Source organism: Pelagicoccus sp. SDUM812002, from assembly GCF_031127835.1.
Taxonomy (GTDB): domain Bacteria; phylum Verrucomicrobiota; class Verrucomicrobiia; order Opitutales; family Opitutaceae; genus Pelagicoccus.
Genome location: NZ_JARXHX010000001.1, coordinates 30,589 through 56,496, shown reverse-complemented (window position 1 = coordinate 56,496; position 25,908 = coordinate 30,589). Strand labels below are relative to the sequence as shown.

Sequence of the window (25,908 nt, the reverse complement as noted above, 5' to 3'; positions counted from 1 at the left end):
ACGAACACACAAAATTCGTTCTAAGAGAACGCGTTAGCCGATTCCTCTAAGATTATGACCCAGTCCGAAAAAGAGACTTTCATGAAAGTTGCCCTCGATAAGGCCCGCAAGGGCTGGGGCCGCACCCATCCACAATTGATGATCGGTGCTGCATTGGTCGAGGAGGGGGTAGTCGTGGCGACTTCCCACGTCGAGCAGCCGAGTTCCACCGCCCCCGAGATTCGCTTGTTCAAGGCCCTCGGTCGAAAACCCAAGGAAGGAGCTTGCCTCTTTCTAACCATGGAGCCGGGACCGAGCTCGAACAGGCTCGACTCCGGTGTTCGGGCAATTCGCGAGGCAGGTGTCACCTACGTGGTAATTGGGGCCAGCGATCCAGTCGCTGACCATGCGAACAAGGGAGCTGACGCCTTGAAGGAGGCAGGCATCAAAGTGGAACGCCGGGTTCTTATCGAAGAATGCGAAGACCTGAATCTGATATCCAATTTCTGGGTACAGAATCGCATTCCAATTTTTGCCGCAAAATCCGCCACGACCCTGGACGGGAAGATCGCTTGCAGGACGGGCGAGTCGAAGTGGATCACTGGGGAGCAAGCTCGCCAAAACGTGATGAAGTGGCGTCGACTCTTTCCGTCGATCGCGGTAGGAGCGGGAACCTTGGTGGAAGACGACCCTCGGCTCACGAGTCGCATCGAAGGTGAACCTGAATGGTGTGGAATGCGATTCGTATTCGACGGATTGTTACGTACTGCGATGGAGCGGTATTTGCCAACTATCTACACCGACGATTTTAGGGATAACACTATCGTCGTAACCACTGATGCCGCTGGCACCGGGTACATTCGTCGTTTGGAGACGGAAGGTGTAAACGTTTGGGTCCTGCCCGCCGAGAACATGAAGGTCCCGTTTTCCGTTTTCAGAAAACGTTGCGCGGACGTAGGTATAACGGGCGTCTATTTCGAAGGTGGTAGCCGACTCGTGAGCGAGCTGTTGCACATGCGTGAGCTCAACTACCATTTCAACTACCGAGCCCCGATAATGATGGGCGACGACAAAGCGAAATCCGTCTACCGTGGCTTGCGCACGGAGCGACTTTCGCAAGCAATCCGGCTCGAAAAAGTACGGCACGAGGTATTTGGCGAAGATCAGCTCATGCGCGGATTCGTAAATTACCCCGCTCGTCTCGACGTTGATGAAACTGTATTTAGCAACGGGTAATTCCCACAAGATCGAAGAGCTGAGGGCTATGCTAGCTGCCGCTGGTCTGTCCATCGAGGTAAACGGTCCTACCGCTCTCGGCGGCATGCCGACGGTAGAGGAGGACCAGGAAACCTTCTCTGGAAATGCTCTCAAGAAAGCGCGGGCTTTGGCCGCTTTGTTGCCGGATGGTGCTTTTTCGCTGGCTGACGACAGCGGACTTTGCGTCGACGCTCTCGACGGAGCCCCTGGCGTTTACTCTGCTCGTTTCGCAGGCGAGGACGCTACGGACTCCGACAATACCAACAAGCTTCTCCACATGCTCGGCGCTCTGGGGCATGTCGATCGCTCAGCTGCTTTCCAGTGCCATTTGGCGATCGTCTCCAAGGGCGGAGAAGAGCGGGTGTTCAAAGGCGAATGCCGAGGAGAGATCATTCGAGAAAAGGCTGGCGAAGGAGGTTTTGGATACGATCCCGTCTTCGTTCCCAGCGGTTTCACTAAAACGTTCGCCGAGCTTTCCCAATCGGAAAAAGGAGGCATGAGCCACCGAGGGAAGGCGATGGCCAAGTTGATTCGTTGGCTCGAAGCTATAAGCAATTGAATCCTGCCTGCTGCATTAGCCACAGCTCGCTGGGGAAGCTTCCTTACGCTAAGGTGAGGTGTATTTTGTAAAGGAAGCGATAAAGTGAGTGAAGCGACGAAGTTACCTTAGCTCAAGGGCACTGAGGTCGAATCCGATTGCGCGCTACCGAGGTACGAAGGGCTCGGTAATCCAACAAGCGAATCGACCACCATGCATCAACTCACACTGAAACAAAAATTGATCGGGGGCTTCCTTACTGTAGCCTCGATCGGGCTAGCAATCGGGCTCGTTGGCCTTTACGGACTCCGAGAATCCCGCAGGGCGATGACAGAGGTCAGTTCAGAAATATACGAACGAGGAGTCTTTCTCGTAGAGGCGACCGATCTCGCTCGCTCAGCGCAAGTCAATTTCAAGATTCAAGTCCAAGAGTGGAAGAACACGCTCCTGCGCGGAAACGACCGATCTCAATTCGATAAGTATTGGGGCAGATTCCAGGAACGGGAGGAAGTCGTGCAAAGCAATCTAAGCGAGCTTCAATCCTTGCTGAGCCGAAATGATGTTCCCGAGGGCGCGGTGAGTGAAGCCGCGAAAAGCCACCTTGGTCTTGGCAAAGCCTACCGCGAGGCTATCACAAGCTTCGACTCTGAAGATGGACTCTCCTATCAAAACGTCGATAGGCTCGTAAAGGGGATCGACCGGGCTCCGACAGAAGAAATCGACGCCATAGTTGAAATGGTCCGCGAGTTCGAGAGCGAAGCTGCCACAGGTAGAATCGCTCAATTCGAGGCAGACGCATCTCAGCTCGCATGGTTTACCGGTGGCGCGATGTTCCTAGGGTTTTCGATAGCGGCTGGATTGGGGGGTTGGCTCGGGGGATCAATTTCCGCTCAGATCAAGCGTATCGCGCTTTCTCTTCGCGAAGGGGCCGAAGTCGTCGACTGCGCATCACAGGAAGTGTCGCGCTACGGTCAAGCGCTGGCAGACTCTACCAACCGCGAAGCCGCATCAATTCAGCAAGCGAGCGCGTCGCTTGAGGTCTTGGCTGAGAACACCGGAAGAAACGCGGATTCTGCTAACGCAGCGACCAACATCGCCAACCAGACCCGCGATGCCGTAAATCACGGCAAGAAGCAAATGGACGAAATGGAATCTGCGATGAACGCCATCCGAGATTCCAGCGACGGGATTTCCCAAATCCTCAAATCGATCGACGAAATCGCTTTCCAGACCAACATACTCGCCCTGAACGCGGCTGTAGAAGCAGCGCGAGCCGGTGAGGCTGGTTCTGGATTCGCGGTTGTGGCTGACGAAGTTCGGAACCTAGCCCAACGCAGTGCCAAAGCGGCTCAGGAAACTTCATCGCGGATCGAGGATTCGATCAGCAAGAGCCAGCACGGCGTCGAATTAAGCGCTCGAGTCTCCCGCAGCTTGGAAGATATTCTCTCCAAGGCAGCTGAGCTCGACGAGCTGGTCGCCAATATCGCCCAGTCCGTTTTACAAAATCGAGATGGGGTCGGACAGGTAAACGCTGCGATTCGCGAGATTGAAAACACTTACCAGTCAAATGCTGCCATCACTGAAGAGAGCGCAGCTTCTGCTCAGGAGCTGAGTCAACAGGCCGTCTCATTGAATCAAGCGATAGGGGATTTGGCAGATCTGTGCGGTAGCTCTGCGGTGCCTGATAAAGCCTTACCAACGGGTACCTCTGCTAGCACCTCGCCCCGCTCTGCGAAACAGAACGAATTCGAAGCGTCACGGACAACTCAGGATGCCGAGGCGACATTCTGGAACTAGGTTCGCTTGCAAATAATTCGCGAAAACTGCTCGGGTGACTGGAATTTCCGCGAATCTGGCTTAACTATGTGTCGTCGGCAACGATAGTGGTATATATGCAAACGGTTGATCGGGGTAAAAACCCAGAGTTAACCATTAGCACAGCAGCAGAATTTCTTTAATTTGGACTGCGCGGAAACGCGCTAAGGTTCAGGATCAAGGCAACAATAAAGGGATAGCTGGCTTGGAGGGGGGCCTCCGAGCCAGCACTTTTTTTGTACGGATACTACGTCAGAGAAGTCGTTGACTGGCCAGAATGACAAGGTACTGCTAAAGAAATGGGCCAGCCAGGTCGAGGCGATCTCAGTCCATAGGACTGTTTTCATTGCCAGCTGATACTCGTACGCGAAAAGGCCCGCTCCCGACGGATCGGAAACGGGCCAAAATCTATACTTCCCTTCGATGCGAAGGGATTTGACTAGAAGTTGTGAGTGAAGGAGAGACCGCCCCAAACGTTTCCGTCAGGAGATGGGCCGAGATCCTTGTCGTTCGAGCTATAACGCACGCCAACAGACACGTCTGTGGTTTCGCTGAGCTTGTAAACGTAGTCAGCTGTCGCTCCGTAGTAGGCGTAGTGACCGCCGTTATCGAAGTCGACGTATCCGGCTGTGAGTCCAAGATCAACGCTAGAGACGTCATTTACAGCTACGCTGTGACCGATACCGCCTTCGAGGGTGAAAGCGTCGAGGTCGAAATCGTAGAATGCGTAAAGGCTTGGTGCTAGAGCTGTGTCGAACGCCGCGCCGATGAATGCTTCGAATGTTTCGTCGCTGAAGTCAGGGTAGTGGTAGATGGTGCCGCCGAAGTCGAGTGTAACGTCGTCGTTGAGAGCATAGCCCCAACCGCCGTATAGGTCGAATTCGCTGGTATCACTTCCGAAGTCGTCGAGAGCTTCGCTAGCCCAAAGACCGAGGTAGCCGTCGCCGTATGTGGCTTCGATGCTGCCTTGGAGGCTTTCGCTTGCGATCTCTACGCCACGGAAGACGTATTCTGACTCAACGCCATAGCTTACAGAGTAAGTTACTTCTTGAGCAGTGATGTTGGCAGCCGACACGAGTCCAGCAGCCGTCGCTAGAGTAGCGATGATTCTAGTGTTCATTTCTGATTTGTATTTGTAGTTTGTTTGATGAGGGACCTTGAGAAGGTCCCGCGTCTTAGTTTCAAAATTTCAGGCAAAGTTCCCCGAATTTCTGAAAGTCGACGAAACATGGGGGTCCAAGGCGACTTTGGAAGTAAAAAATGCACGTATTCAGAATTTGCTTATCCGCGGCATTTTGACCCTACAGATAGGGAATTCACCTGTCTTAGGACTTTTGCCTGCGAGCCTCGAGTATGGCCTCTAAGGACCACTTCCCAGTGCTGTAGAAGGGCAGCATCGTACAAACCCCAAGCAGGCATAGGTTTTTTACAAAATTGCTCCGCTGCAAGGTGTCCCACATCCATTGATCCTCAGGGCAGGCAACCGGAGAAAAGTGGCCGTTTAAGGCAGGGGCATGTACAAGAGCAGTGACCGCTACCAGGAATGCCCCTAGAATGATGGCTGCGGTCTTAATCCGGTAGCCGACGGCTATCATGCCACCGCCTAGGAATAGCACAAGTCCGCAGAATATGGATACGATTCGCGGACTAGGAATCCATTCGGGCATGAGTTTTTGAATGAGATCGTCGCTCACGAGGTGTTCGCCGCCCAAGCCGATGAAGATCAGGCTGAACAAAATGCGAAAAATTAGATCTGAAAAATCTTTGCTCATGGCTTCTTCTCCGAGTTCGCGGGCCCCCAATGTTTCACTCCGGGTAGAGTACTGAAAAGAAGCTTGTGGTAAATGAAGCGCGGCAGGATGCGCCTCAGACAGTAAAAAATAGTAGCATCTGGTGTGCCCGCAGCGCGTAGCGGCGGGTGTTTTCTTTGGCAAAGCTTGAAGATACGTCTCGCCACGTCTGCGGAGGTGCACGGGGTACGCTTCATAATCTTTTCCACGAAGCTCTTCATGTTTTCGTAGTGCAGAGCGTATTCCTCCGAAGACTTCCCTTCCGCCTTCCGCCTCGAATAGAGAACTTTTGTGAAAGCGAGGGAATTGATGAACCCTGGTCGAACCAGAGTCACGTGGATCCCCCAAGGCTTCAATTCGTACCAAAGCGATTCGCTGGCTCCTTCGAGGGCAAACTTCGAAGCGGAGTAAGAGGCCATGGTCGGCATCGCCATCATACCTCCCACCGAAGAAATGTTGATGATACGGCCACTCCGTTTAAGACGCATTGAGGGGAGGCATTCCCGAATCAAGTGCATCGCACCTAGATAGTTCACCTGGATCTGCCTTTGTTCGTCTTCGACGGTCATATCCTCGACGGTTGATCGGTATGAAATGCCGGCGTTGTTTATGAGTATATCGACGGGCCCGATTTCCTGTTCGATTTTTCGGATTAAGGCTGTGCCAGCTGCGTAGTCAGCGACATCGAGAGCTTCCACCGTCACCTTTGAGCTTTGGGCGACAGGCCTTTCCTTCAGTTCCTGGACGGAGCCGGGCAGGGCCGTGGCTATGATGCGGTAGGAACCTTTCTCGAAAAGAGTTATCAATTCATAACCGATGCCTGAGCTGCAACCGGTGATGAGGACTGTTAGGGGCGTTGAACTCACTGTAGGATGGAAACGGTATAGTGACTTTTCGAAAACGTAAAGCCCTTGGATTCGGGCAATCGGTGACACTGTTAACACCGGGCGGGATGTAGTTGTGCCATTGATACTGTTTCAGTATCCCCACGCTCATGCTGGGAACTTCTCTAAGTAAAAGTCAGCGGTGCAGCTTTGTACATGCTAGCATCGCAGGGACGAGAAAAAGGGGAGCCTTACGGGTATCTGTAAATGGTGTGTTAGCGTCTTGTAACTTATCTATCAATAGGGGGGCGATAAGTTGAGCTCGGAGCTTTTTTGGCGATAGTATTTGCACAGCTAAACTATATGAAACTGAAAGCGAGAAACATTCGAAACTGCCTATCTGGAATTGGACTTTGCATTGTTTCTTGTTTCTTTGCTCAAGCCCAGAGCACTCTCCACTGTCTAGAACAAGGGGCGTGGCTTCCGGTTTTCGAAGTTAGGAATGGTACGCCGTATTGCTTTATTGGAGACGGATTGCTAAAGAGTTCGACTGAGAAAGTCACCATGCTCTCCAATTCAGAGTTTGGCGATGGCTTCCTCGAAGTGGAAATATTGGAGAATGTACGATCAGGTGTCGTTAATTCTGATGGGATAAATCAATTCACTGCGAAATCTGGCTGGTTTCAGTTTAGCGCTAAGGTAACTGCCGTGGAGGATGTCTCGGATGCCTATTTCGTCATGCGTTTCAACAAACTGGGTGACGCGGTTTTCGAATGCAAATCCATCGGCGATCTGAAGGCCGGTAAGTTTAAAATCATTTCATTGTTCCAGAGGTTGGACTATGAAATGCCTGAACAATTGCATTTTTACTCTGGAATGGAAGAGATTCGGACGAACCTTGTTCCTGCACCCTACACCTACGAATTTGGCGACTTCGTGCTGGAGGCTGAGAGTGGTGCTTCGATCAGCGACTTGGTGGCTGTTCTCGACTAGCCGTTCGGTCCTGAAACGTTAGGATTGAAAGCGGCAAAAGAAAAGGCGGACCGCCTACCCCTAAGCGATCCGCCATTATTTTCTTTGTTACCCCATTAGTGGGCTCGCTAAGCGATGCCCAACTACTTTGTAAGACGACAAACTCGTAATAATGTTCAGTCGGGATCGTACTTTTTTTGCTGTTATCGACTTCTTTCGAAGTCTAGTAATGGAAAATCCTAATTCGGTATCTAGATTTCTCCTAGCAGATGCAGAGATAACTTACCAGTGCCTTGATTTTCGAGTACCACGGGAATGGTGGGGCGTGACCCAAATAGTCGGCTTTTTTCAATCGGTCAGCTGGACGCCGCCGGGGACAAAACGAATCTTCCGTTGCTTGTAGAGGGTTCCGAGTGCCTGTTTAAATGCTTTCTTGCTCACGTCGAAGGCGTCGCGGATTGCTTCGGGTGGCGACTTGTCATCAAGGTTAAGGGTGCCGCTATTCTGCTGGATCGCGTCGAGAATCTGATCGGCCAACGGGGCGACGCGCGTGTAGCCTGACGGATCGCGTCGAAGGTCGATGTTACCGTCGGGCCGGACTTTGTTGACGTAGCCTTTGAAGCTTTGACCAACTGTAAGCGGTTCGGAAAGCTCGTTGTCGTAGAGCAGGCCTATGTGGGCGCTGTTGATGATGGCTTTGTACCCGAGAGGCGTTTCGCCGATCACGATGAGGTCTACTTGCTCCTGCGGCTTGTAAGTTGCCCGATACTTGCTGATAAAGCGGGCGTGTTTCTCGCTACCAACGATTCGGCCGCTGGCGTCATCCACGTAGATTCGAACCACTCTGGTATCGCCGACACGAACACGTCCCTTTTGCTCGCGATACGGCAGCAGTAGATCCTTGCTAAGTCCCCAGTCGAGGAAGGCACCTACCTTTTCATTGACCTCGACAACCTTCAAGGCGGCGAACTGGTCCACCTCAGCCAGTGGGGTTTCGGTTGTGGCGACGATCCGGTCTTCGGAATCGAGGTAGACGAAAACGGAGAGCTTTTGGTTGGGAGTGATTCCCTTGGGTACGTAGGCATTGGGCAGCAGGATATCGCCTAGTTCTTCGCCGTCGAGGTAGAGGCCGTGAGGGGATTCATTGAGGATTGCCAGTGTGTTCCGTTTTCCAAGTTCTGCCATAAGGGGAGAGGAGGCTGAGTAGGAGTCGCTCTGTCTGCAAGCACTCTCAATCGGCCGGAGACGTCGAACGCTCTGTATCTATTCGGATTAAGCCTTGGCGTATTAGGGCGCCAGGGGCACTTTCCGTATAACGATGGAGGATGAGGAAGAAGCTTTAGCGGTGATCGGAAGTTACCGCACTGCAAGGCAAGCCCACGAGGCGGGGCTCTCAGTGCTGGCTTGCGGGCATCCCTATTGGGTGAGAATCGTGGAAGGACGTTTCCTGCTCGTGGTGATGAGCGACCGAGCTGAGAAGCTAAAGCGCGAGATCGATATGACTGCCGCGAAAAACCGCTTTTGGCCGCCGCGCGCTTTGGACTTGTCGGCGCCTTCTCTGAGCAAGTGGCCCACCATCGCTTTCATGTTGATGCTAGCCCTCGTATTCGGTTTCCAATACGAGTATCCCAGCATCGTAACCTCAGGACTCAATAGCAGCGAGGGTCTAGAGGCCGGCGAATGTTGGAGGATCCTCACGGCTGTGACATTGCATTCTGACATTGGCCACCTTGCTGGCAATCTGCTGGGACTCTCTGTTTTCGCGTATCTGTCATGTCGATACATGGGGAATGGTCTTGGTTGGGCTGTGATTTTGGCTGCGGCATGTCTGGCGAACCTGAGCAACGCGTGGTTGCGTTCTGGGGAGGATTTTTCGTCTCTTGGAGCCTCGACTGCAGTTTTCGCAGCTCTCGGCTTGCTGGCGGGGTATCCGGTCGGTAGCTACCTGAGGGCAAAGGTTGAAATCCAGGCTCGCGACTGGCTGCTGCCTTTCTTCGGAGCCTGCGTGGCATTCGCATGGATGGGAGGAGGAGAGTTTCCCACCGACGTGCCTGGTCACTTCTGGGCCTTCGGGTACGGAAGCGCTCTAGGATTGGTCGTCGCCTGGTCTGGAGTTGCACGACGCTTGAACCCTTGGGTCCAGGCACTTTTGCTGTCGATCGCTTGGGGAAGCTTAGCGTTCTGTTGGCTGTTAGCTTTGAGTGGGTTTTAAGTTCTCATCAATAAGGAGGTGTCCTTCCCTTATGTGAGCAAAAAAAGCCCGCCACCGAGGGAGGTGACGGGCATGAGAGTGTGTATTGCTAAAGCTAGTTTGTGATGTCGAAGGTGGTGCTGGCTTCGCGAACAGGGTAGTATACTTCGTACCACTTCTTCTGGGCGTCACTGCCAGCGTAGTCCTTGAGGGCGTCGGCGCTCTTGAACTCCATCACGAATGCGTGGCTGCGGTTGCCTTGAGCCTTGATGGTCTTGATCCAAACGCGCTCGATGCCGTCGTATTCCTTGGCTAAGGTTACTACGCCGTCGAGGGCGGCTTTGATGCCGTCTTCGGAAGCGTCGGCTTTCCAAGATACGGTCACCACGTGGATGACAGACCCGGGGGTCATTGCGTCGTGGCCTTCATGGTGGGCTGCGTTGAGGGTGGTTGCTCCGAGGGCGAGGCAGGCGAGGCTGATTAGAGTAAGTACAACTTTTTTCATAATAGGATGCTAGGTAGAGAACTATTTCAGGGCGGAATCGCCACTGTGGAGGGCAAACGCAGACTTGGCGCCCATGATTGCTCGAAATTCGCGATTGCGCTTCGGGCGCTGCAAAGCTCGTATTCGGGCCGATCGCTATGAACAACAATCTCCACGTATACCGCAATCTTGGGGTTCCCTGTGTGACCCTCAAATGTCGGCATTGTAGTGAGGAAACGCCCTTTAGCGTCTATTTCGAATTGGACTCCAATCGCCGGAAACAGTGTTCCGTTGGTTGCAACGACTGTGGGCGTGGATACGTAATCTCGCAAGACCTCTACGATCAGCTCTACGACCTGAGTTTTGAATACGACAGGTTACGATCTGGAGAAATCGATTCTGACGAATTCGACGAGCTCGCTCCGCCGGACTGCCACGCGTTGTTTTCGAGATTTGCGGAGTCGGAAAACGATATCTCGAAAAGCTTATCGATCCCGGAGGCAGGGAGGGTGGCAAAGACCGCGGACGCTAGTCCCGCTGAATCCTGGCCTAAGCCAGCTGCCCTCGAAAACACTTTGCCCCAGGTAACCTTGACCAATTCTACCAGCGATATGCTCGGCACTGGATACGTGCTCGCAATATTGGCTGGACTCGCCTTTGGGACCTTCGAATTCCTTGTCGAGCTTCCCAGTTGGATGAGCGGCGCCCGGCTGCTTGGTAGCTATGGTGTTTGCATGGCAATCGGATTAGCCGCCGGCGCTTTGCTCAGTTTCCGACGTTTCCCCGAGAAGGTTAAGGTTTCGCAAGCTGGAATCGAAGTAGAAGGTCGTGGTAGAATGAAAACGCTTCACCGCCCCCTGAGCGCCGTTAGCCGCGTCAACTTCGGAGAGGGAGCCAAATACCTGACGATCTGGTTTTCCAGTGGCGAAACGTTCGTGGTGCGAGCGGGAAAGGACCAAATCCAATCGATCGAGCGCTACTTTGGAAAGACGCGCTGATTCAGGTTGGCTGCCGCTCCATCGCTTTTTTGCCAGCCTCCAAGGTTTCGATGATACGATCGACATCGTAGACACTTCCTGCCCAGGTGCCGCCGCTAACTGCCTGCAAGGCTGCCCAGAGCCGGGTGTCTTCGGGCAGGCTCGGATGTGGAGCGATGATAGGATTGAGCGGTCGTTCAGCTAGTAGGGTGGCGCCTTCCTCAGGCGTAAGTAGGGATTCTGGATCAAACCCAATAAATTGGATACTTCCGGTCAGATCGTTGCGATCGACTCGAATTTGAATGATATCGCCATCGACCAACTTGCCAACTGGGCCGCCCGCTAACGCTTCAGGACCGACGTGGCCGATGCACGCCCCGGTGGATACGCCTGAGAAGCGGGCGTCGGTCAAGATGGGGATATGCTTTCCCCAAGGCAGATGCTTGAGGGCGGAAGTCAGTTGATAGGTTTCTTCCATGCCCGTCCCCGCAGGTCCGCAGCCGGCTAGAACGATGACGTCGCCCTGGGTGATACCACCTTCATCTTTTTTCTTGATCGCTTGGATGGCATCCGTCTCGCGGGAGAAAACCCTTGCTCGGCCGGTATGTTGATAGATGTTATTTTTGTCGATTAGGCTCGGGTCGATGGCGGTCGCCTTGATGACGGAGCCAACCGGAGCGATATTGCCGGTGGGGAAAACGAGAGCGGAGCTGTATCCAGCCGCGCGAGCTACGTCGGGGCCAAAAATTACGTCTTTAGCATCAATGCCATCGAGCTCTTTGAGTCGTCTTTTTGCTTCCGATCGAGCTTCACTGTTTTCCCACCAATCGAGGTTTTCACCAAGCGTTTGACCAGTAACGGTCAAGACATCGAGGTGAAGCAAGCCCATGTCGCGAAGGTGTAGCATCACCTCCGGAACGCCCCCGGCCATGAAAACTTGCACGGTAGGATGGTTTTTCGGGCCGTTCGGCAGGGCGTCCACCAGACGAGGTGTGGCACGGTTTGCACGTGTCCAATCTTCAACTACCGGTGTTTTGAGACCTGCGGCATGCGCTATGGCAGGAATGTGCAACAGTAAGTTGGTAGAGCCCCCAAAAGCCGCGTGCGTGACCATTGCGTTGGCGATCGACTTGTCGGTTAAGATTTCCGAAAGCGGAATGTCGTTAGAGGCAAGATTGAGAAGGGCGAGGGCCGATCTTTTGGCTATATCGTACCAGACCGGTTCTCCGGAAGGGCACAGCGCGCTGTGCGGCAGGCTCATTCCTAAGGCCTCAGCTACGACTTGCGAAGTCGCTGCGGTGCCGAGGAACTGGCAGCCGCCACCGGGGGAACCGCAGGCTTTGCAACCCATATCGACCGCATAGTCGTACGAAATCGTTCCGTGCACGAAACGCGCTCCGATGGTCTGTACTTTGCCTGCATCCTCTGCTCCAGGCGCAGGTAGAGTTACGCCGCCGGGCACGATGACTCCGGGAAGATGGCTGCAACCGGCGAGGGCCAACATCGTAGCGGGTAGGCCCTTGTCGCAGGTCGCGATCCCTAGCACCCCTTTTCTGCGTGGCAGCGAGCGGATAAGACGTCGCATGGTGATCGCTGCATCGTTGCGATAGGGCAGGCTGTCAAACATCCCGTGAGTCCCCTGCGAACGCCCATCGCACGGATCGCTGCAGCTTACCGCAAATGGCAAGGCTTTGTTCTCCGTAAACGTCAGGGCTGCTGCCTTGACCAGCTTATCGATTTCCCAGTGTCCTGTGTGGAAACCGAGGGCGATGGGCGAGTCGTCGGCATCGCGAAGACCGCCAGAGGTGCTTACGATGAGGAAGGGGTCGCGCCCGATTTCGGAAGCTCGCCAGCCCATGCCCGCATTTTGGGTCAAGCCGAAGAGATCGCCGCTCGGCGAATCGCGTAGCTGTTCTTCGGATACAGGTAAGCGTCCCTCAGGCGATTTGCCGGAGGTACGCGTTTGGCTGATGGGATCCGAAGTTGGGAGTACTTTCGAAACGGGAATGTTTAGGGGCATACTTAGAGGATTATGCGTCAGCGGTTGTCCATTTACCGTCGACCAATCGGTTAAGCGAGCCAGTAGGATTCTTCTTTTGCAGAGCTTGTGGCAGGCGGTTTTCGCGAACGTTGTCGTAGCTGTGCAAAGCGCTGAAGCGGATCACGCTGGCTGGGAAGCCGACAGCTGTGAAGCCTGGGTGTCCAGTAGCTGGATACGGTCCACCGTGGTTCATGGCGGGACAAACTGCGACTCCAGTGGGTACCTTGTCGTTTAGGAGACGTCCCACTTTCGTTCTAAGTTCTTTGGAAAGTGCAGCGTATTCGGAATCGTCGCCACCTTTGGTGTCGCTGTAGATGCTGCCGGTTAGGTTGCCTTCTATGGTAGAAGCTATGGCCAACATTTCTTCTGCGTCTTTGGCTACTGCGACGAGACAGACGGCGCCGAAGGCTTCGCTTTGCAGCTCGTTCGGGCTTCCGAGGAATGTAGAGCCGTCTACGGTTAGTAGGGTCGGTTCGTAGCCGAAGTGGGCCGTATCGGCGATTTTACCGCCCGCAAGTAGTTTAGCGCCGGCTGCTTTTAGCTGCTCCACAGCTTTGGATACTGCCTTGACGCCGCCTCCTGTGAGGAGGATGCCAGCTGGCGATTGGGAGAAGCTCTCCGTCATTTGCTCGATCAAAGCGGTTGCCTCGCTGCTCTGTTGGACTACCACCAAGCCGGGTTTCGTGCAGAATTGGCCGGCTCCAAGCGTGCAGGATCCATGTAGTTCGGTGCCGATATCGGATCCGCGCTCTTGAAGTGCTCCGGGCATTACGAAAACTGGATTCACCGAGGACATTTCCAAATAGATCGGAGTACCTGCCTTGTCAGCCGCTTCTTTCAGGGCGAGTCCACCAGGACGGCTTCCGGTAAATCCAACTGCTGCAACCTTCGAATGGGAAACCAGCTTCAGGCCATTTTCAGGGGCGGTGCCGTAAAAAAGTTGGACCGTGCCGGCGGGAAGTCCTGTTTCACTAACGGCTTCCTGAGCTAGTTCGGCGAGCAGTTGAGTCGTGTACGGGTGGGCAGGATGGGCTTTGGCGATAACGGGATTACCCGCAGCGATGGCCGAGGCGAAATCCCCACCCGAGATTCCGTTGTAGGCGAAAGGGAAATTGTTGGGTCCAAACACGACCACAGGACCTCCCAGCGGACCGTGCATCGAGTGAATGTTGGTCGCATTGTCCAGCGTCGGACGCGCCCAGTCTCCGGAGCGAGCAGTTGCGGCAGCCTGGCGGATCTGGTTGACGGTGCGGGGAATCTCGACACCTGCAAGGCGAGGAGAAACGGGGAGCCCGGTTTCCTCGTTCGCCACTGCAGCAAGCCGATCCGTGGCCGCCTCGATCTTAGCAGCGTAGCATTCGAGGAAGCTGGCGATAGTGTCAGAGTCCACGTCCAGCAACGCTTGGGCTGCTGTGAACGCGGCATCCACGAGCGACTCGACTTCATCCCAGTTAGATTCCGGGAAAGCTCTCTCTGTTAGCTCTTCCTTAGTACTAGGATTGAACGCGTGGAAGGTGGAGCTCGGTGCGCTAGATTCAGTCCATTCTCCGTTGAAAAGGATGTTTTGCATATGTCGGGGGTGCGGTTGGGTTATTAGACGTAGTTCAGGAGACACGGTAGGCAGCTGACGATTCGTGTCTAAAGTAAAAATACTGAAAGAGGGAGTAAAACGACTGAATTGTTGAGTAAGCAATGACTTCCGGCGGCGGTTAAATAGTGAGAGCGAATACTGGGTCCGTCCACGGAGGTGTTTTTTAATGGCCTTACTCAATAAATTAAGCCGCACTTTCGAACCTATGAAGTATCGGAGATATGGACGAACAGAGTTGAAAATGCCGGTTATCACCTGCGGGGGGATGAGGTTTCAGCAGAGCTGGTCAGATATCGCCCTGGAAGACCTTAAGGGAGGCGGGCAGGCAAATCTCGAGGCTGCAGTGCGATTCTCACTGCAAGTCGGCTCCAACCATATCGAAACAGCGAGAGGCTATGGTTCCTCGGAGATGCAACTTGGTCTGATTCTGCCCAAGTTTAACCGAGAGGAGCTAATCCTCCAGACAAAGGTCGCTCCGGAGAAGGATCCAAAAGTCTTCCTGGAAAACTTCGAAAAGTCCATGGCGTATCTGAAAACAGACTACATCGACCTTTTTTCCTTTCACGGTATCAACAATGCGGAGCTTCTCGACTGGGTGCTCCGGGACGGAGGTTGCATGGAAGTCGCCCACAAGTTGCGCGAGCAAGGACGTATCCGCCATATCGGCTATTCGACCCACGCGAGTAACCAAGTGATTTGCAAGGCTAACGAAAGCGGTCAGTTCGACTACTTCAACGTTCACTGGTATTTCGTGAACGAACTGAATTGGGAGTCGATCGAAATTGCTAAGAAGCAAGACATGGGCGTGTTCATTATCAGCCCTAACGACAAGGGAGGTAAGCTCTACGAGCCGTCTCAGAAACTGGTCGATATTTGCGGCGACCTGCACCCCATGCAGTGGAACGCGCTGTTCTGCCTTTCCCGTCCAGAGGTTCACACCCTCAGCATGGGAGTGAGCTGTCCCCAAGACTTCGATACGCATCTGGAAATGCTCGACTACTACGATATTGCCGAGGAGACCATGAAACCTGTCGAAGAAAAGCTCCGCGCGGAAATGGTAAAGGTCCTCGGCGCGGATTGGTGCTCGGGATGGTGGAAAGGAATACCGGAATGGGAAGAACTTCCAAGTGGCGTAAACGTGAAGGAAATCCTGCGCCTCTACACTTACGCGAAGTCGCTCGACATCGTAGGTTGGGGGAAGATGCGCTACAATCTGCTTGGTAACGCCGAACATTGGTTCCCTGGTCGCAAGGCGAAGGACTACGATAAGGTCGAACTTCGCGAAAAGGTGGCTGAAAGCCCGTTCGCCGACCAAATCGTGGACATTCTCGACGAAGCTCACGCATTGTTTGACGAAGCGGAACTCAAACGTTTGAGCGAGAGCTGATCGGGCGAAATAGCGCTGCTTGGCCGCTTATTCGTTCATCCAGAGAATATTGGTGACGATACGCGGATAGTAGAGTGAGCCGTGGGCCACGCCGGAGCGGAACTGGTCCGAGCAAGCCGATAGCTTCGAGCCCTCGCGTTCCCAACGGGCGTGGGCTTGGTCAGCTTGGAATTGGCCCTCTCCGAAATCGAAGCCGAGTACCTCGCGGGCAACGAATTGGCAGAGGTTTATCTTCGACATCCAGGAATTGTCTGCCGATGAGGAGAGCTTCCAACCGCCGTCCTCGTAGAGGCATATTCCCGAATCGATCACGTGCTTGAGATGCTTCTTGAGCGTCTTTATATACTCACCGTAAGGGCCGTCGTCGCTGGTAACCTCCTCGAATCCCATAACATGCGGATACACGAGAGCTTCGATCGCTGGAATGATGGCGCTCGTGTTTTCGCCCTCGAGGACGGCGGGGATGTATCCGAGTTTTGGATCGTATCCGGCAGTTAATGTTTCAGCAGCTCGTTTCGCAGCATCATGAGCCCGGCTGGAAAGCTTGTTGAGTTCGCTGAGTTCGAACAGTTTTTCCAAGACGACGTAGGATGCCCACATCTTGCCGCCGAGGTAGATGTTGCGGCGTGATTGTCCGAGAGAATGATCGAGCGAATCGTAGGTTGTGATCTCTCCACCACCTTGGGTGCGAGAAGACTCGAAGCTCATGATCCCGTCGCGTTTTTCAGGATCAGGGTGGTCTCGGTTTTGCAACGATGCGAAACACTCGATCAAGGTTTGGCGATAGCGGCGCAGGAACTCATCATCGTGCGTTTGGGATAGGTAGACACCAGCGCAGAGCACCCAATTCGTAAGTTGCTCGCAGGTCATGTGCGAGAAGCAAGCGCGGTCGAGTCCACCCACCTCGTAGGAACTGCGTCCGGTGGGGCTCCAGTGGTTCATGACTCCCATGTCATGCGTGAATGAAATACCTCCCGGATAGAGCGTATTCGGATCCTGGGGATCGAAGACTTCGTCGTAGAACGAGTAACGGCTGGCGAACTGTTCGAGTTCGTTGCGTACGGTCCAAGGGTTGAAACGCATTTCGAAGAAGAGCATATCGACGGTCAGGTCGAAGGTATTCATCATCAGGTACTCGCCCTCGTTCACGACCCAAACGGATTCGCTGCCATCCCAAAGCCATTGCGTGGAGCCATAGTAGCTGCGGGTGGCGTGGGCGATGAGGAACTTTTGCTCATCGTTGAGCTTGGCTGCAACCAGCTCTTCGTCACGTTCATGGGCGAGTTCAAGGTACTCCTCGCGGGCCGCGATACCGTATTCAAGGACTTGAGACAAGTTCGTGAAATGCTGAGTGTAGTAGTAGGACATCGACCGATTGAAGGTCGCATTGCCTGCCTTGAAGAAACCGAGTGTAATCTCCAGGGTACGCTCCTCTCCTCCAGGCACAAAGATCTCGAGCCCGGCCGTGGGACCAAGGAGGAATTCAGGGGTGCTATGCTTCCGGTTCATCGCTGAGATGGGATCGAAATCCATCCAGCAGGAGGCTTCTTCGTTCTGGGTTGCAAAGCCAATCTCCTCGCGGCTCGTAGCGCCGATCAGAGTGCCGTTGGTGCGATCGGACAAGCCGCTCCAGCGGTGATCTATACCGAGCGCGAAGATGCCGCGAATCGGTTCGTCGCCTTCGTTCTTGAACGTTACGGTCGCTTGGACCACCGGGCAGCTGGCGAACGCTAGCTCTATGGGTGTTGCTTGCTTGGGGTCGGGTATAGCGAAAAAGGGACTTACGATTTCGAAGGTAACTCCTGGGGCGGAAATACGGTCTGTCGCCCAAAGGTACTCGCGTGTGACGTCGCCCAAGGTGTGGAGCTTGCCTTGCGTGCCTTCAGGCCCCTCGACGTAACGCTCCGCTTCCGATGACTCGCTTCCCTCAAATAGCGGCAGCAGATGAAGCGTGCCAGACGTATCGTGGTACCCGATTGAGATGCTTCCCGGGAACGGTCCGGCAAGTTCGAGACCCATGCCTCCTTTGGCTCCATGAGCCCCACAAGTGAAAGAAGCGAGGGCGCCCATTGGAGAATGGTGTGAGTGGAAGGAGGGGTTCTCTGGTTTCATAGGTACGAGGATGAAAAGGGGCGTCAGCCTAAATCCGACTACAAATTGGTAAAGGTATGCGTAAGTCTTGCAAAAGACCGCTATGGCTAAGCCAGATCCCGAGCGCTTGGCAATTTTCAATAACGTACTTAAACCCCGAGCTTCACGCCAAATCGATTGATTAAGCCAGTCGCTCCCACGATTGCAAAGGCGAAGAGTAGCGACTTCAAAAGTCCTAGGGTACCAGTCGTCAAAACAGCTGGCAGGTCTATTCCGACTGTATTTAGGAATGGGTAAGCTAGGTAGGGCAACAGGTAGCAGGTCAGGGTCGCCGCTCCGGCTGGCGCAATTATTCGGTACCAGCCCCGGATACCCTTCAGGTCAACCAGATAGTAGGTGAAGGCGAAACCGACCATCGCGAGACCTGTGCAAATCTGAGTCCAGGATGGGGTGGCATGGATTTTTGAAATGCCGCCAAGTGGCCGCATCGCGAAACCGACCGCGATACAAACCAAGCCCGCAGCTGCAACGAATAGACAAAAGCGTAACCCGCGACTGGCTTTCGAGGAATGGAGGTAGAGCAACGCCACGACGCAGCCGGACATTGTTAGAGCTGGCAGCGAGCCATCCCCGACAATCCAAATGTAACTCCGAACCGGTTCCAGAAACTCAGTCCATCCCGCGAAGATCGCCACGTTGGCAAGCGATAACATTAACCAAGCCGCAAAGGCGTAGGCGGCCTTGTCCCGAGTCGCTAGCATCACGATCGAGCAGATCAGGTAAGACCAACCGATCAGGCCTAGAATTCCCCACCAATGGGGCTCGATCCAGTTGTATCCGTTCTGCGGATCACTTCTGAAGGTCGCCAGCAGGAAAACCATGATCCCCCAACCGATGCATCTAAACGCAAGGGCACGTTTCGTCCAAGAGTCTGTCTTCGGGTAGATGTTCCAAATCAAGATAAAGCCGATAGTCATCAGAACCTGCCACAACGGTTTGGGTAGGAGAGGCGACGCGTCGTGGTAGCTCTCGAGGTTGACCATCAGAACACCCATGAAAATGAGAGCTCCCGAGCGTTTGAGAATATGCCCTACTAGTTGGAGGTTTGTATCTCCTTTACTGATACGATTTTTGAGAGCGAAAGGGATCGAAAGCCCGACGATAAAGAGGAATGTTGGAAAAATGATGTCGGAGAATCCCATTCCGTCCGTATCTGCTGACACGTGTAGAAGCCAGGTCGGTATGTCGTTAAGCGACCAAAAGTCGTTAACCCAAATCATGAGCAACATGGTCAGGGCGCGGAAGGCATCGATGGATCGTATCCGGTCAATCATGTGCGCCTTCGGTCAATTTTCGATTTTTGGGAAAATCGTATCGAGTACTTTAATGGGACCGAGTTCCTTGTCTGTGGATTCAGCAGGATTTTCGTACAGATCCATGAACCGCTCGGCGCTTGACCAGTAGGTATGAAGAATGCCTCGGTGACGCTGCGCTAGCATAGGATTGGCATTGGCTCGAAAATCGAGGGCTTGCGCCAGTTGAGCTTCGGCGATCTCTGGTTTGTTCCAAGGGCAGGCCAGCACAGAAAATCCTTTCAGGGCGAAGTAACTGGGAGTGGATTCCGCTCGTTCGTAGTGCCAGTCACAAATTACCACGTCGTCAGCGATCATGTCTATCGCTCGATGGGTTCCGCTGTCACTGGCTTCCCACATCCCGAGTCCCGTCGTTTCTGCGTCCAATAGCCGATCTCCCCACATCCATAGTTCCTTGCCGCTCTTGGCGAGATGATCGCGTAGTTTTTGCACTTCGCCTGCGAATAGCTCAGCCTTGTCGCGACCGGCACAGCGAGGACAATTGTCGTCTCCGATATAGAAAACTTCGTCGAGCCCGGCGTGGAAAGCGTCAGCTTCGAAGGCTTCCGTTATTTCGTCTATCAGTGCGAAGACTATTTTATGCAGGTCCGGGTGGAGGGGACAATAGCTCTTACAGTACAGTCCATCCTGATTGGGCCAATCGTAGGTCCCAGGTGGCGGGAGGTTTATATGCGGGGTCTCATCAAATTCTGGATACACCGACAAGAGCGGACCTAGGTTGCTATGCCATGATTGATGCCCCAGCAGGTTGACTTGCGGAATCAAGCGAATGTCGTGGCGTCTCGCTACTTCGACCAACTGTTTCACTTGCTCTAGGGTTAGAGGGTTTTCGGGCTTCAGTTCTGGATGGCTTTGGTAGTCGAAGTTGTAGTCGACGCGAAGTAGGAGCAGATTGATTTGCCGAGGGACGAGCTCATTCTCTACGAACGCGACAAACCGGTCCAACTGACTCGTACTGGGAGCGGCGATACTGAGGCCGCGAACAGGTAGCGTTTCTACTCCTGCTAAAAGCTGGCTAGCAAATATCAGGACGACTGAGAGGAAAGCGAAGATCTTGGTCATAGGCGTACAGGGTGGGGGGTGCGGGACTCGAAATTGTACTAAATACCCGCAAAACCCGGTTTGCCAAACACGATCCTAAATTTGATCAAACCGATCTCGAACCTCACCGCCGTCTACCATAGTTTTGGGATGAGCACCGGGGTGTTGCGCTTGTACTCTTCGTAGTCGTCTTGGCCGCCCCATTTCTTGTCAGACCGCTCTTCAAGCAAGGGGATACCGCTTACCTTGCATAGTAGAATGGAGACGAACACTGGTGACAGGAGGGTGACAAGTTCCCAGCCTTCTAGGGCGGGGCAAGCTATGATCGCCACGCCGGTCCAGATTACGATTTCGCCGAAGTAGTTCGGGTGTCGAGATCTGGACCAAAGCCCGGAGCGGATAAACTTACCCTTGTTGCTGGAATCGCTTTTGAATCTAGATTTCTGCCAGTCGGCCACTGCCTCCAGAAGGTAACCGGCAAGCCAGACGAGTCCTCCAACAACAACGAAGCCGTCTGCTCCAAGAGATTTCTGAGACGCGATAGCCGCCAATGCTGCGGCAGCGGTGAATGTGATCCACAGCCCCTGAAGTGTCCATGCCGCACCGAAGCGAATAAAAGACGGCTTCATTTCGTCGAATCTTCCATCCTTCCCCGTTTTGTGGATACGACTGAATAGAAACCAGCCAAGCCTTGCAGCCCACAGCAAAACCATGGCAAGCAGGATGGTGGAACGAGCACCATGGCTGTCGGTGTTCAAATAAGCCAGCAGAGCGACTGTGATATAGCTCAGGCTGCCCACGAGATCGAAGTACCGCTCCGTCTGGAAAATGAAGGCTGGCACGAAGGCAAGCCACTGAAGGAGAAAGGCGATGGCTACCGACAACGCAAAGGGGTGCAGGTTTCCGTCCGCGCGCAGGAGCGCTCCGTTAGAGCCAACGAAAGCGAAGCCTAAGCCTACGATTAGGATTAATGGAATTCCGAGAAGGGATTTTTTTTCCTCTTTGTTCATGAGTGAGTTACGAGAACTGACGATTCGCAGGGTGAATTGAAGGCGTTGCCCTCGGGGCAAGTCCGTCGCGAATGCGTTTGGCATCTGTCGTGCTGAGCAATGCGTCCCGTCCTTTTCTGCCCACCACCGCACTCAAACCAGAAGGATGCAATGCGATTAAGCAATATACCGATCGACCACCAAACGCTGACTGAGCCCCGCGGCTTGGCGGGACGTACTTCCAAACATTCAAAAGAGGCCGATTTCCTGATCTACCTCGAGCAAGCGTCGGACCCGCTCCTCGCAGCCACGCCGGAGCTTCTCGAAGCTGAATCTGAAAAGCCGCTTTCTCTGAAAGAAGAGTACTTCGCTATTTTGCCAGATATCGGCGTCGCCGACTTCGGTCCGCCAAAGGTGGATTTCAATCTGGGAGCGGAATTTAACCGCTTGGCGAAAATCGAGCTGAAAGTTCAAGCGATGGAAGAAGCGGGTGAAATCGATAAAGCTCTCGACGCTTTCATTGGAATCCACGGCTTGAAAGATCGGCTATCGCGAGAGGAGAAGCAGGAGTTGCGTGACCGCTTCATCACACTCACAAAAGCGGTTCTGTTGGAGGATGAATGGCGAAAAGCCTATATAGGAGAAATGAAAACTCGAATAGACGTATCCATTGAAGGCCTACGCGAGTTTTTGTTGGGAGACGAAGGGAAGGCTAGGATGGTCGACGTCGGAATCGAGACTCCCTACGGCGACCCTGACCTGATGTCGTTTGCCCGAGAATCCAAATGGAACAATTTCAATCCGCCTGAGTTCAGCCTCACCGCCAAGGCTGACCAAATGTTAGTCAAGGCGAGGCGCGATAGAGAACGCTAAGGTGGATCCAGCCCGTAGTCCGCGAAGGGCAGCTCGCCGGTAGCGGACTAAAATCGGTTAGGCGGATACTGTTTTCAGTTTGGCCCGAACGTCGGCGAGCATTTGCTCGGGTGAAAGTCCGTGGCGCGCCCGAAGATCGGCTACGCTGTCGCCATGTCCGACAAACTCGTCGGGCCAGGCGATACGAGCAAGTGGCGTTGCGATTCCCTCGTCAGCCAAGGTTTCGGCAACCAAGCTGCCGAACCCGCCGGATTTGACGCCGTCTTCCATCGTAACCAGTAGCTTAGTCTGTTTTGCGTGAGATAAGAGAAGCTCGCTATCGAGTGGCTTGATGAAGCGAGCGTTTACGACCGCTACGCCCAGGCCGTCTTCGGCTTCGATCTTCTCCTTCAATACGAACGCGTCCTTGATCATCGGACCGAGAGCCCAGATGGTCACGTCGCTTCCGTCGGCGAGCACCTCTGCCTTACCGATCGGCAGAGCTGTGGGCTTCTCCTTCATCTTGACACCTTCGCCGCCACCACGCGGGTAGCGAATGAAGGCTGGCAAGTCTTGTGAGAAGGCAGTGTGCATCATGTCCACGAGTTCGTCCTCGTCCCGTGGCTGCATGGCAACCAGGTTTGGCACCATGCGCAGGTAGGCGATGTCGAAGAGCCCGTGGTGAGTCGCTCCGTCATTAGGCGAGAGTCCTGCCCGGTCCATACAAAATACGACCGGCAATTTCTGCAGGCAGACATCGTGGATGATCTGGTCGAAAGCGCGTTGAAGGAAAGTGCTGTAGATCCCGCAAACGGGGCGAAGGCCACGCGTAGCCATACCGGCTGCGAAAAGAACTGCGTGCTCCTCGGCGATTCCGACGTCGTAGAATTGATCTGGCACTTCGTTGCTCAGGTGAATCAACCCGGTGCCGGAAGGCATGGCTCCAGTAATGCCGACTACCTTCTTGTCCGCCTTGGCGAACTTGACTATGGCCTTGCCAAATACGTCCTGATAGTTCGGAGGGGTTGGCTTGCTGCTGCCGTTCGACTTTCCAGAAGCGATCGCAAAAGGGCTCGTGCCATGGAAACGTTCGGGAAAGTCGATTGCGGGCTTGTACCCTTTACCCTTCTTCGTGACGACGTGAACGATAACTGGTTCGTCGGAGTCGCGGGCGAATTCGAGGTAACGCGTCACCTGCGGGAGATCGTGCCCGTCGATCGGACCGAGGTAGCGCACGCCGTACTTCTCGAAAAGCGAGGAAGGCACCATCATGCTCTTCCAGCCTTTTTCGGCGGTCTTGCCGATCTTCAGGAGCTGGTCGCCTCCGGGGACGTTTTTCAGGAAAGACCCGAAGTCGTGGTGCAGGCGGTTGTAGATTGGGTTGGTTATGAGCTCGTTAAGGTACTTCGAGATGGCTCCCACGTTTTTGGCGATCGACCACTCGTTGTCGTTTAGGACGATTACGAGGCGCTTGGTGGACTCGGCGACGTTGTTGAGAGCCTCCATGGTGATGCCACAGGTGAAAGCGGCATCTCCACAGACGGCGACCACGTGATCCTTGGATTCGAGCGCATCGCGAGCCGCTGCCATTCCCAGAGCCGCTGAAAGGGCGGTGCCCGCGTGGCCAGCTCCGAACGCATCGTGTTCGCTCTCGTCTCGCGATAGGAATCCGCTCAGTCCTGCGGAGCTGCGGATACCCTCGAATTCCGGTCCGTTTCGGCCGGTGAGAAGCTTGTGGACGTAGCCTTGATGAGAAGTGTCGAAGACGAATTGGTCCTGAGGCGTGTCGAAGACGAGGTGGAGGGCGATACTCAACTCGACGACGCCGAGGTTAGGTCCGAGGTGACCTCCGTTAGTGGAGGTTACCCGGATGAGTCGGTCCCGGATTTCCTGGGCAAGCTCTTCGAGCTGCGCAGGGGTAAATTCTCGCAGTTCCGCGGCGCCCTTGATCCTACTGAGGAGAGGGTAGGCTTCGCCCGGAGCGGTGTTCTGTGTGTCGTCGTTCAAGATGGAAGAGGGAAAGGGGGCGAAACTGAAGCGATTACACTCGGCTTGTCCAACACTTTGAAGCGCCAACCCTTTATTGGCCGGTTTCGAGTTCCTCGAAATGGGCGCCTGATTCGGCTTTGGCCTTTAGAATCTCGATCTTCTTCTCGGCTTCCTTGAGCTTGATGTCGCATTGGGCGAGCAGTTTGTTCCCCTTTTCGTAGTGGGTGATCAGGGTTTCCAGCGGAAGTTTCGAGTCCTCCATCTCGGTGACGATGGTCTCCAGTTTTTCCAGCCCTTCCTCAAAGGTTGCGATCATGTCCTGTTTTTTGGCGCTCACAGCGGCCCACTATGTGGGGAAGCCTTTGAGATTCAAGGAAATGAAGGCAGCAATTCCACGGACGGGTTGCTACCGCTTTAAGATAAAATCAGCGCTCGACAGTCGGCCAGCTGTTGGGGAGGTTTGAGATTATGACCCTGCTCGAAACGATTTTTATAATCGCCTTGGCCGCTAAGTTGTTGGCCGAACTCACGCTCGACACGCTCAATCGCGGACAAGTCGCCCGCAACACCAAGTCGATGCCCCCCGCTCTGGAAGGCATCATGAGCGAGGAGAAATTCCAAAAGGCCAACGAGTACACGTTGGTCAAGAGCAAGTTCGGCACGATCGGACTTTTGCTTGACGCTGCAATCTTGGCCGCAGTGATCCTCAGCGGCGTGCTGCCTCTCGCCTTCGACGCCTGGAGTGCTCGGATGGGGGACGAATCTTGGAGTTCTGCCTTGTTCCTCGTCGTGGTGATGATCGTTCTCAGCCTGCCGAGTTTGCCGCTGGAATACTGGGAGCAGTTCAAGATCGAGGATCACTTCGGATTTAATCGCAGCACCAAGGGGCTCTGGATAGTCGACAAAATTAAGGGGAGCTTGGTCGGATTGATCATCGGCTTTCCGTTGCTCTGGCTGCTCATCAGCCTCGTGGGTTGGTTGGGCGAATTCTGGTGGATTTGGGGCTTCGGTATCATGTTCGGATTTCAGCTCATTATGATGGTATTGTATCCGATGCTGATCATTCCGCTATTCAACAAGCTTACCCCGCTGGAAGACGGGCCCCTGCGCTCGCGCTTGATGGCAATGTCCGACAAGGCGGGCTTTAAGTGCAACGCCATACAGGTCATCGACGGCAGCAAGCGCTCCGCCCATTCCAATGCCTACTTTACTGGCTTCGGAAAGTTTCGCCGTATCGTACTTTATGATACATTGATAGAGCAACTAGGCGAGGATGAGATCGAAGCGGTTTTGGCCCACGAGATCGGTCACTACAAGCGCGGGCACATTCCTAAGATGATCGCAAGCTCAGCCGCTATGATGCTGGGAGGCTTTTGGATCATAGGCTACTTGGCGAACAACGAAGCCTTTTTCGAGGGTTTTGGATTCGAGCAAGCCAATATCGGAATTGCATTCTTGCTTTTTGGCCTGGTCGGCGGGCTTTTCACGTTTTGGATGACTCCCATCTTTAATGTCCTGTCTCGAAAACATGAATACGAGGCGGATGCCTTTGCCCGCGACGTCGTAGGCGATTGGAAGCCCTTGAGCAACGCTCTGCGAAATCTGAGCGAGAAAAATCTTAGCAACCTGCAACCGCACCCCGCCTACAGCGGATTCCACTATTCGCACCCGACCCTGCTGGAACGCGAAGCAGCGATGGCCACAGGGCGGGCCGAATCCTAAGGGAC

At 54.1% G+C, this 25,908-nt stretch carries 22 protein-coding genes; 9 read left to right on the top strand and 13 right to left on the bottom strand.

The features are described from left to right. Nucleotides 1-54: 54 nt before the first annotated feature. The 3 genes from ribD (at nucleotide 55) to QEH53_RS00260 (ending at nucleotide 3,571) form a co-directional block, all read left to right on the top strand. Nucleotides 55-1,215, top strand: a complete 1,161-nt coding sequence (gene ribD, locus QEH53_RS00270) for a bifunctional diaminohydroxyphosphoribosylaminopyrimidine deaminase/5-amino-6-(5-phosphoribosylamino)uracil reductase RibD (RefSeq protein WP_309021108.1) — start codon at nucleotides 55-57, stop codon at nucleotides 1,213-1,215. Beyond that, a complete protein-coding gene (rdgB, locus tag QEH53_RS00265; protein WP_309021107.1) occupies nucleotides 1,190-1,795 on the top strand; it encodes an RdgB/HAM1 family non-canonical purine NTP pyrophosphatase in 606 nt (201 codons plus the stop codon). The genes ribD and rdgB overlap by 26 nt, the downstream gene beginning before the upstream one ends. Nucleotides 1,796-1,987: 192 nt before the next feature. After that, entirely contained in the window at nucleotides 1,988-3,571 is a 1,584-nt protein-coding gene (locus tag QEH53_RS00260; protein ID WP_309021106.1) for a methyl-accepting chemotaxis protein, read from the top strand. 457 nt (nucleotides 3,572-4,028) lie between these two features. Here QEH53_RS00260 and QEH53_RS00255 read toward each other — a convergent pair whose 3' ends face one another. From QEH53_RS00255 to QEH53_RS00245, 3 genes are all read right to left on the bottom strand, one after another. Then, nucleotides 4,029-4,709, bottom strand: coding sequence for a hypothetical protein (locus tag QEH53_RS00255; protein ID WP_309021105.1), 681 nt, complete (start codon nucleotides 4,707-4,709; stop codon nucleotides 4,029-4,031). 205 nt (nucleotides 4,710-4,914) lie between these two features. Continuing rightward, nucleotides 4,915-5,361, bottom strand: coding sequence for a DoxX family protein (locus tag QEH53_RS00250; RefSeq protein ID WP_309021104.1), 447 nt, complete (start codon nucleotides 5,359-5,361; stop codon nucleotides 4,915-4,917). Then, nucleotides 5,358-6,245: an SDR family oxidoreductase gene (locus QEH53_RS00245; RefSeq protein WP_309021103.1), complete on the bottom strand. Its 888-nt coding sequence runs from the start codon at nucleotides 6,243-6,245 to the stop codon at nucleotides 5,358-5,360. The genes QEH53_RS00250 and QEH53_RS00245 overlap by 4 nt, the downstream gene beginning before the upstream one ends. Nucleotides 6,246-6,767: 522 nt before the next feature. Here QEH53_RS00245 and QEH53_RS00240 point away from each other — a divergent pair. Next, on the top strand, nucleotides 6,768-7,196 hold the full coding sequence (locus QEH53_RS00240) for a hypothetical protein (RefSeq protein WP_309021102.1): 429 nt from the start codon (nucleotides 6,768-6,770) through the stop codon (nucleotides 7,194-7,196). Between the two features lie 327 nt (nucleotides 7,197-7,523). Here the strand turns inward: QEH53_RS00240 and QEH53_RS00235 are convergent, their stop codons facing one another. Then, nucleotides 7,524-8,360 (bottom strand): S1-like domain-containing RNA-binding protein, encoded by an 837-nt coding sequence (locus tag QEH53_RS00235; RefSeq protein WP_309021101.1) that lies wholly within the window; start codon nucleotides 8,358-8,360, stop codon nucleotides 7,524-7,526. 133 nt (nucleotides 8,361-8,493) lie between these two features. On the opposite strand from QEH53_RS00235, the gene QEH53_RS00230 reads away from it, so the two are divergent. Next, nucleotides 8,494-9,387, top strand: a complete 894-nt coding sequence (locus tag QEH53_RS00230) for a rhomboid family intramembrane serine protease (protein ID WP_309021100.1) — start codon at nucleotides 8,494-8,496, stop codon at nucleotides 9,385-9,387. A 94-nt stretch (nucleotides 9,388-9,481) separates the two neighbouring features. On the opposite strand, the gene QEH53_RS00225 is transcribed toward QEH53_RS00230, so the two are convergent. Continuing rightward, a complete protein-coding gene (locus QEH53_RS00225; RefSeq protein WP_309021099.1) occupies nucleotides 9,482-9,871 on the bottom strand; it encodes a Dabb family protein in 390 nt (129 codons plus the stop codon). A 137-nt stretch (nucleotides 9,872-10,008) separates the two neighbouring features. Between QEH53_RS00225 and QEH53_RS00220 the strand changes: the two genes are divergently transcribed. After that, the gene (locus QEH53_RS00220) at nucleotides 10,009-10,848 is read left to right on the top strand and encodes a hypothetical protein (protein ID WP_309021098.1); all 840 of its coding nucleotides are present in this window, start codon (nucleotides 10,009-10,011) and stop codon (nucleotides 10,846-10,848) included. A gap of 1 nt (nucleotide 10,849) precedes the next feature. Here QEH53_RS00220 and QEH53_RS00215 read toward each other — a convergent pair whose 3' ends face one another. Next, the gene (locus QEH53_RS00215) at nucleotides 10,850-12,847 is read right to left on the bottom strand and encodes a YjhG/YagF family D-xylonate dehydratase (RefSeq protein ID WP_309021097.1); all 1,998 of its coding nucleotides are present in this window, start codon (nucleotides 12,845-12,847) and stop codon (nucleotides 10,850-10,852) included. Nucleotides 12,848-12,857: 10 nt separating this feature from the next. Continuing rightward, the gene (locus QEH53_RS00210) at nucleotides 12,858-14,438 is read right to left on the bottom strand and encodes an aldehyde dehydrogenase (NADP(+)) (RefSeq protein ID WP_309021096.1); all 1,581 of its coding nucleotides are present in this window, start codon (nucleotides 14,436-14,438) and stop codon (nucleotides 12,858-12,860) included. 226 nt (nucleotides 14,439-14,664) lie between these two features. On the opposite strand from QEH53_RS00210, the gene QEH53_RS00205 reads away from it, so the two are divergent. Further along, nucleotides 14,665-15,846 (top strand): aldo/keto reductase, encoded by a 1,182-nt coding sequence (locus QEH53_RS00205; RefSeq protein WP_309021095.1) that lies wholly within the window; start codon nucleotides 14,665-14,667, stop codon nucleotides 15,844-15,846. Nucleotides 15,847-15,873: 27 nt separating this feature from the next. Here QEH53_RS00205 and QEH53_RS00200 read toward each other — a convergent pair whose 3' ends face one another. The 4 genes from QEH53_RS00200 to QEH53_RS00185 form a co-directional block, all read right to left on the bottom strand. Beyond that, a complete protein-coding gene (locus QEH53_RS00200; RefSeq protein ID WP_309021094.1) occupies nucleotides 15,874-17,958 on the bottom strand; it encodes a glycoside hydrolase family 52 protein in 2,085 nt (694 codons plus the stop codon). A 128-nt stretch (nucleotides 17,959-18,086) separates the two neighbouring features. Then, nucleotides 18,087-19,271 (bottom strand): DUF5009 domain-containing protein, encoded by a 1,185-nt coding sequence (locus tag QEH53_RS00195; protein ID WP_309021093.1) that lies wholly within the window; start codon nucleotides 19,269-19,271, stop codon nucleotides 18,087-18,089. A gap of 12 nt (nucleotides 19,272-19,283) precedes the next feature. Further along, complete coding sequence (locus QEH53_RS00190; protein WP_309021092.1) at nucleotides 19,284-20,372, bottom strand: family 20 glycosylhydrolase; 1,089 nt, start codon at nucleotides 20,370-20,372, stop codon at nucleotides 19,284-19,286. 113 nt (nucleotides 20,373-20,485) lie between these two features. Then, complete coding sequence (locus tag QEH53_RS00185; protein WP_309021091.1) at nucleotides 20,486-21,445, bottom strand: DUF1295 domain-containing protein; 960 nt, start codon at nucleotides 21,443-21,445, stop codon at nucleotides 20,486-20,488. Nucleotides 21,446-21,511: 66 nt separating this feature from the next. Here QEH53_RS00185 and QEH53_RS00180 point away from each other — a divergent pair, with 66 nt between their 5' ends. Next, nucleotides 21,512-22,213 carry a hypothetical protein gene (locus QEH53_RS00180; RefSeq protein ID WP_309021090.1) on the top strand — a complete coding sequence of 234 codons (702 nt, stop codon included), beginning with the start codon at nucleotides 21,512-21,514 and terminating at the stop codon, nucleotides 22,211-22,213. Nucleotides 22,214-22,270: 57 nt separating this feature from the next. Here the strand turns inward: QEH53_RS00180 and dxs are convergent, their stop codons facing one another. Both dxs and xseB read right to left on the bottom strand, forming a co-directional pair. Further along, nucleotides 22,271-24,199 carry a 1-deoxy-D-xylulose-5-phosphate synthase gene (dxs, locus tag QEH53_RS00175; protein ID WP_309021089.1) on the bottom strand — a complete coding sequence of 643 codons (1,929 nt, stop codon included), beginning with the start codon at nucleotides 24,197-24,199 and terminating at the stop codon, nucleotides 22,271-22,273. A gap of 73 nt (nucleotides 24,200-24,272) precedes the next feature. Then, nucleotides 24,273-24,518, bottom strand: coding sequence for an exodeoxyribonuclease VII small subunit (gene xseB, locus QEH53_RS00170; RefSeq protein WP_309021088.1), 246 nt, complete (start codon nucleotides 24,516-24,518; stop codon nucleotides 24,273-24,275). A 131-nt stretch (nucleotides 24,519-24,649) separates the two neighbouring features. Between xseB and QEH53_RS00165 the strand changes: the two genes are divergently transcribed. Further along, entirely contained in the window at nucleotides 24,650-25,903 is a 1,254-nt protein-coding gene (locus QEH53_RS00165) for a M48 family metallopeptidase (RefSeq protein WP_309021087.1), read from the top strand. Nucleotides 25,904-25,908 lie beyond the last annotated feature (5 nt).

What these genes read in the sequence shown, in the direction of transcription:
- ribD (WP_309021108.1), top strand. Translation starts at nt 55, where the DNA reads ATGACCCAGTCCGAAAAAGAGACTTTCATGAAAGTTGCCCTCGATAAG.
- rdgB (WP_309021107.1), top strand. Translation starts at nt 1,190, where the DNA reads ATGAAACTGTATTTAGCAACGGGTAATTCCCACAAGATCGAAGAGCTG.
- QEH53_RS00260 (WP_309021106.1), top strand. Translation starts at nt 1,988, where the DNA reads ATGCATCAACTCACACTGAAACAAAAATTGATCGGGGGCTTCCTTACT.
- QEH53_RS00255 (WP_309021105.1), bottom strand. Translation starts at nt 4,709, where the DNA reads ATGAACACTAGAATCATCGCTACTCTAGCGACGGCTGCTGGACTCGTG.
- QEH53_RS00250 (WP_309021104.1), bottom strand. Translation starts at nt 5,361, where the DNA reads ATGAGCAAAGATTTTTCAGATCTAATTTTTCGCATTTTGTTCAGCCTG.
- QEH53_RS00240 (WP_309021102.1), top strand. Translation starts at nt 6,768, where the DNA reads ATGCTCTCCAATTCAGAGTTTGGCGATGGCTTCCTCGAAGTGGAAATA.
- QEH53_RS00235 (WP_309021101.1), bottom strand. Translation starts at nt 8,360, where the DNA reads ATGGCAGAACTTGGAAAACGGAACACACTGGCAATCCTCAATGAATCC.
- QEH53_RS00230 (WP_309021100.1), top strand. Translation starts at nt 8,494, where the DNA reads ATGGAGGATGAGGAAGAAGCTTTAGCGGTGATCGGAAGTTACCGCACT.
- QEH53_RS00225 (WP_309021099.1), bottom strand. Translation starts at nt 9,871, where the DNA reads ATGAAAAAAGTTGTACTTACTCTAATCAGCCTCGCCTGCCTCGCCCTC.
- QEH53_RS00220 (WP_309021098.1), top strand. Translation starts at nt 10,009, where the DNA reads ATGAACAACAATCTCCACGTATACCGCAATCTTGGGGTTCCCTGTGTG.
- QEH53_RS00215 (WP_309021097.1), bottom strand. Translation starts at nt 12,847, where the DNA reads ATGCCCCTAAACATTCCCGTTTCGAAAGTACTCCCAACTTCGGATCCC.
- QEH53_RS00210 (WP_309021096.1), bottom strand. Translation starts at nt 14,438, where the DNA reads ATGCAAAACATCCTTTTCAACGGAGAATGGACTGAATCTAGCGCACCG.
- QEH53_RS00205 (WP_309021095.1), top strand. Translation starts at nt 14,665, where the DNA reads ATGAAGTATCGGAGATATGGACGAACAGAGTTGAAAATGCCGGTTATC.
- QEH53_RS00200 (WP_309021094.1), bottom strand. Translation starts at nt 17,958, where the DNA reads ATGAAACCAGAGAACCCCTCCTTCCACTCACACCATTCTCCAATGGGC.
- QEH53_RS00195 (WP_309021093.1), bottom strand. Translation starts at nt 19,271, where the DNA reads ATGATTGACCGGATACGATCCATCGATGCCTTCCGCGCCCTGACCATG.
- QEH53_RS00190 (WP_309021092.1), bottom strand. Translation starts at nt 20,372, where the DNA reads ATGACCAAGATCTTCGCTTTCCTCTCAGTCGTCCTGATATTTGCTAGC.
- QEH53_RS00185 (WP_309021091.1), bottom strand. Translation starts at nt 21,445, where the DNA reads ATGCCAAACGCATTCGCGACGGACTTGCCCCGAGGGCAACGCCTTCAA.
- QEH53_RS00180 (WP_309021090.1), top strand. Translation starts at nt 21,512, where the DNA reads ATGCGATTAAGCAATATACCGATCGACCACCAAACGCTGACTGAGCCC.
- QEH53_RS00165 (WP_309021087.1), top strand. Translation starts at nt 24,650, where the DNA reads ATGACCCTGCTCGAAACGATTTTTATAATCGCCTTGGCCGCTAAGTTG.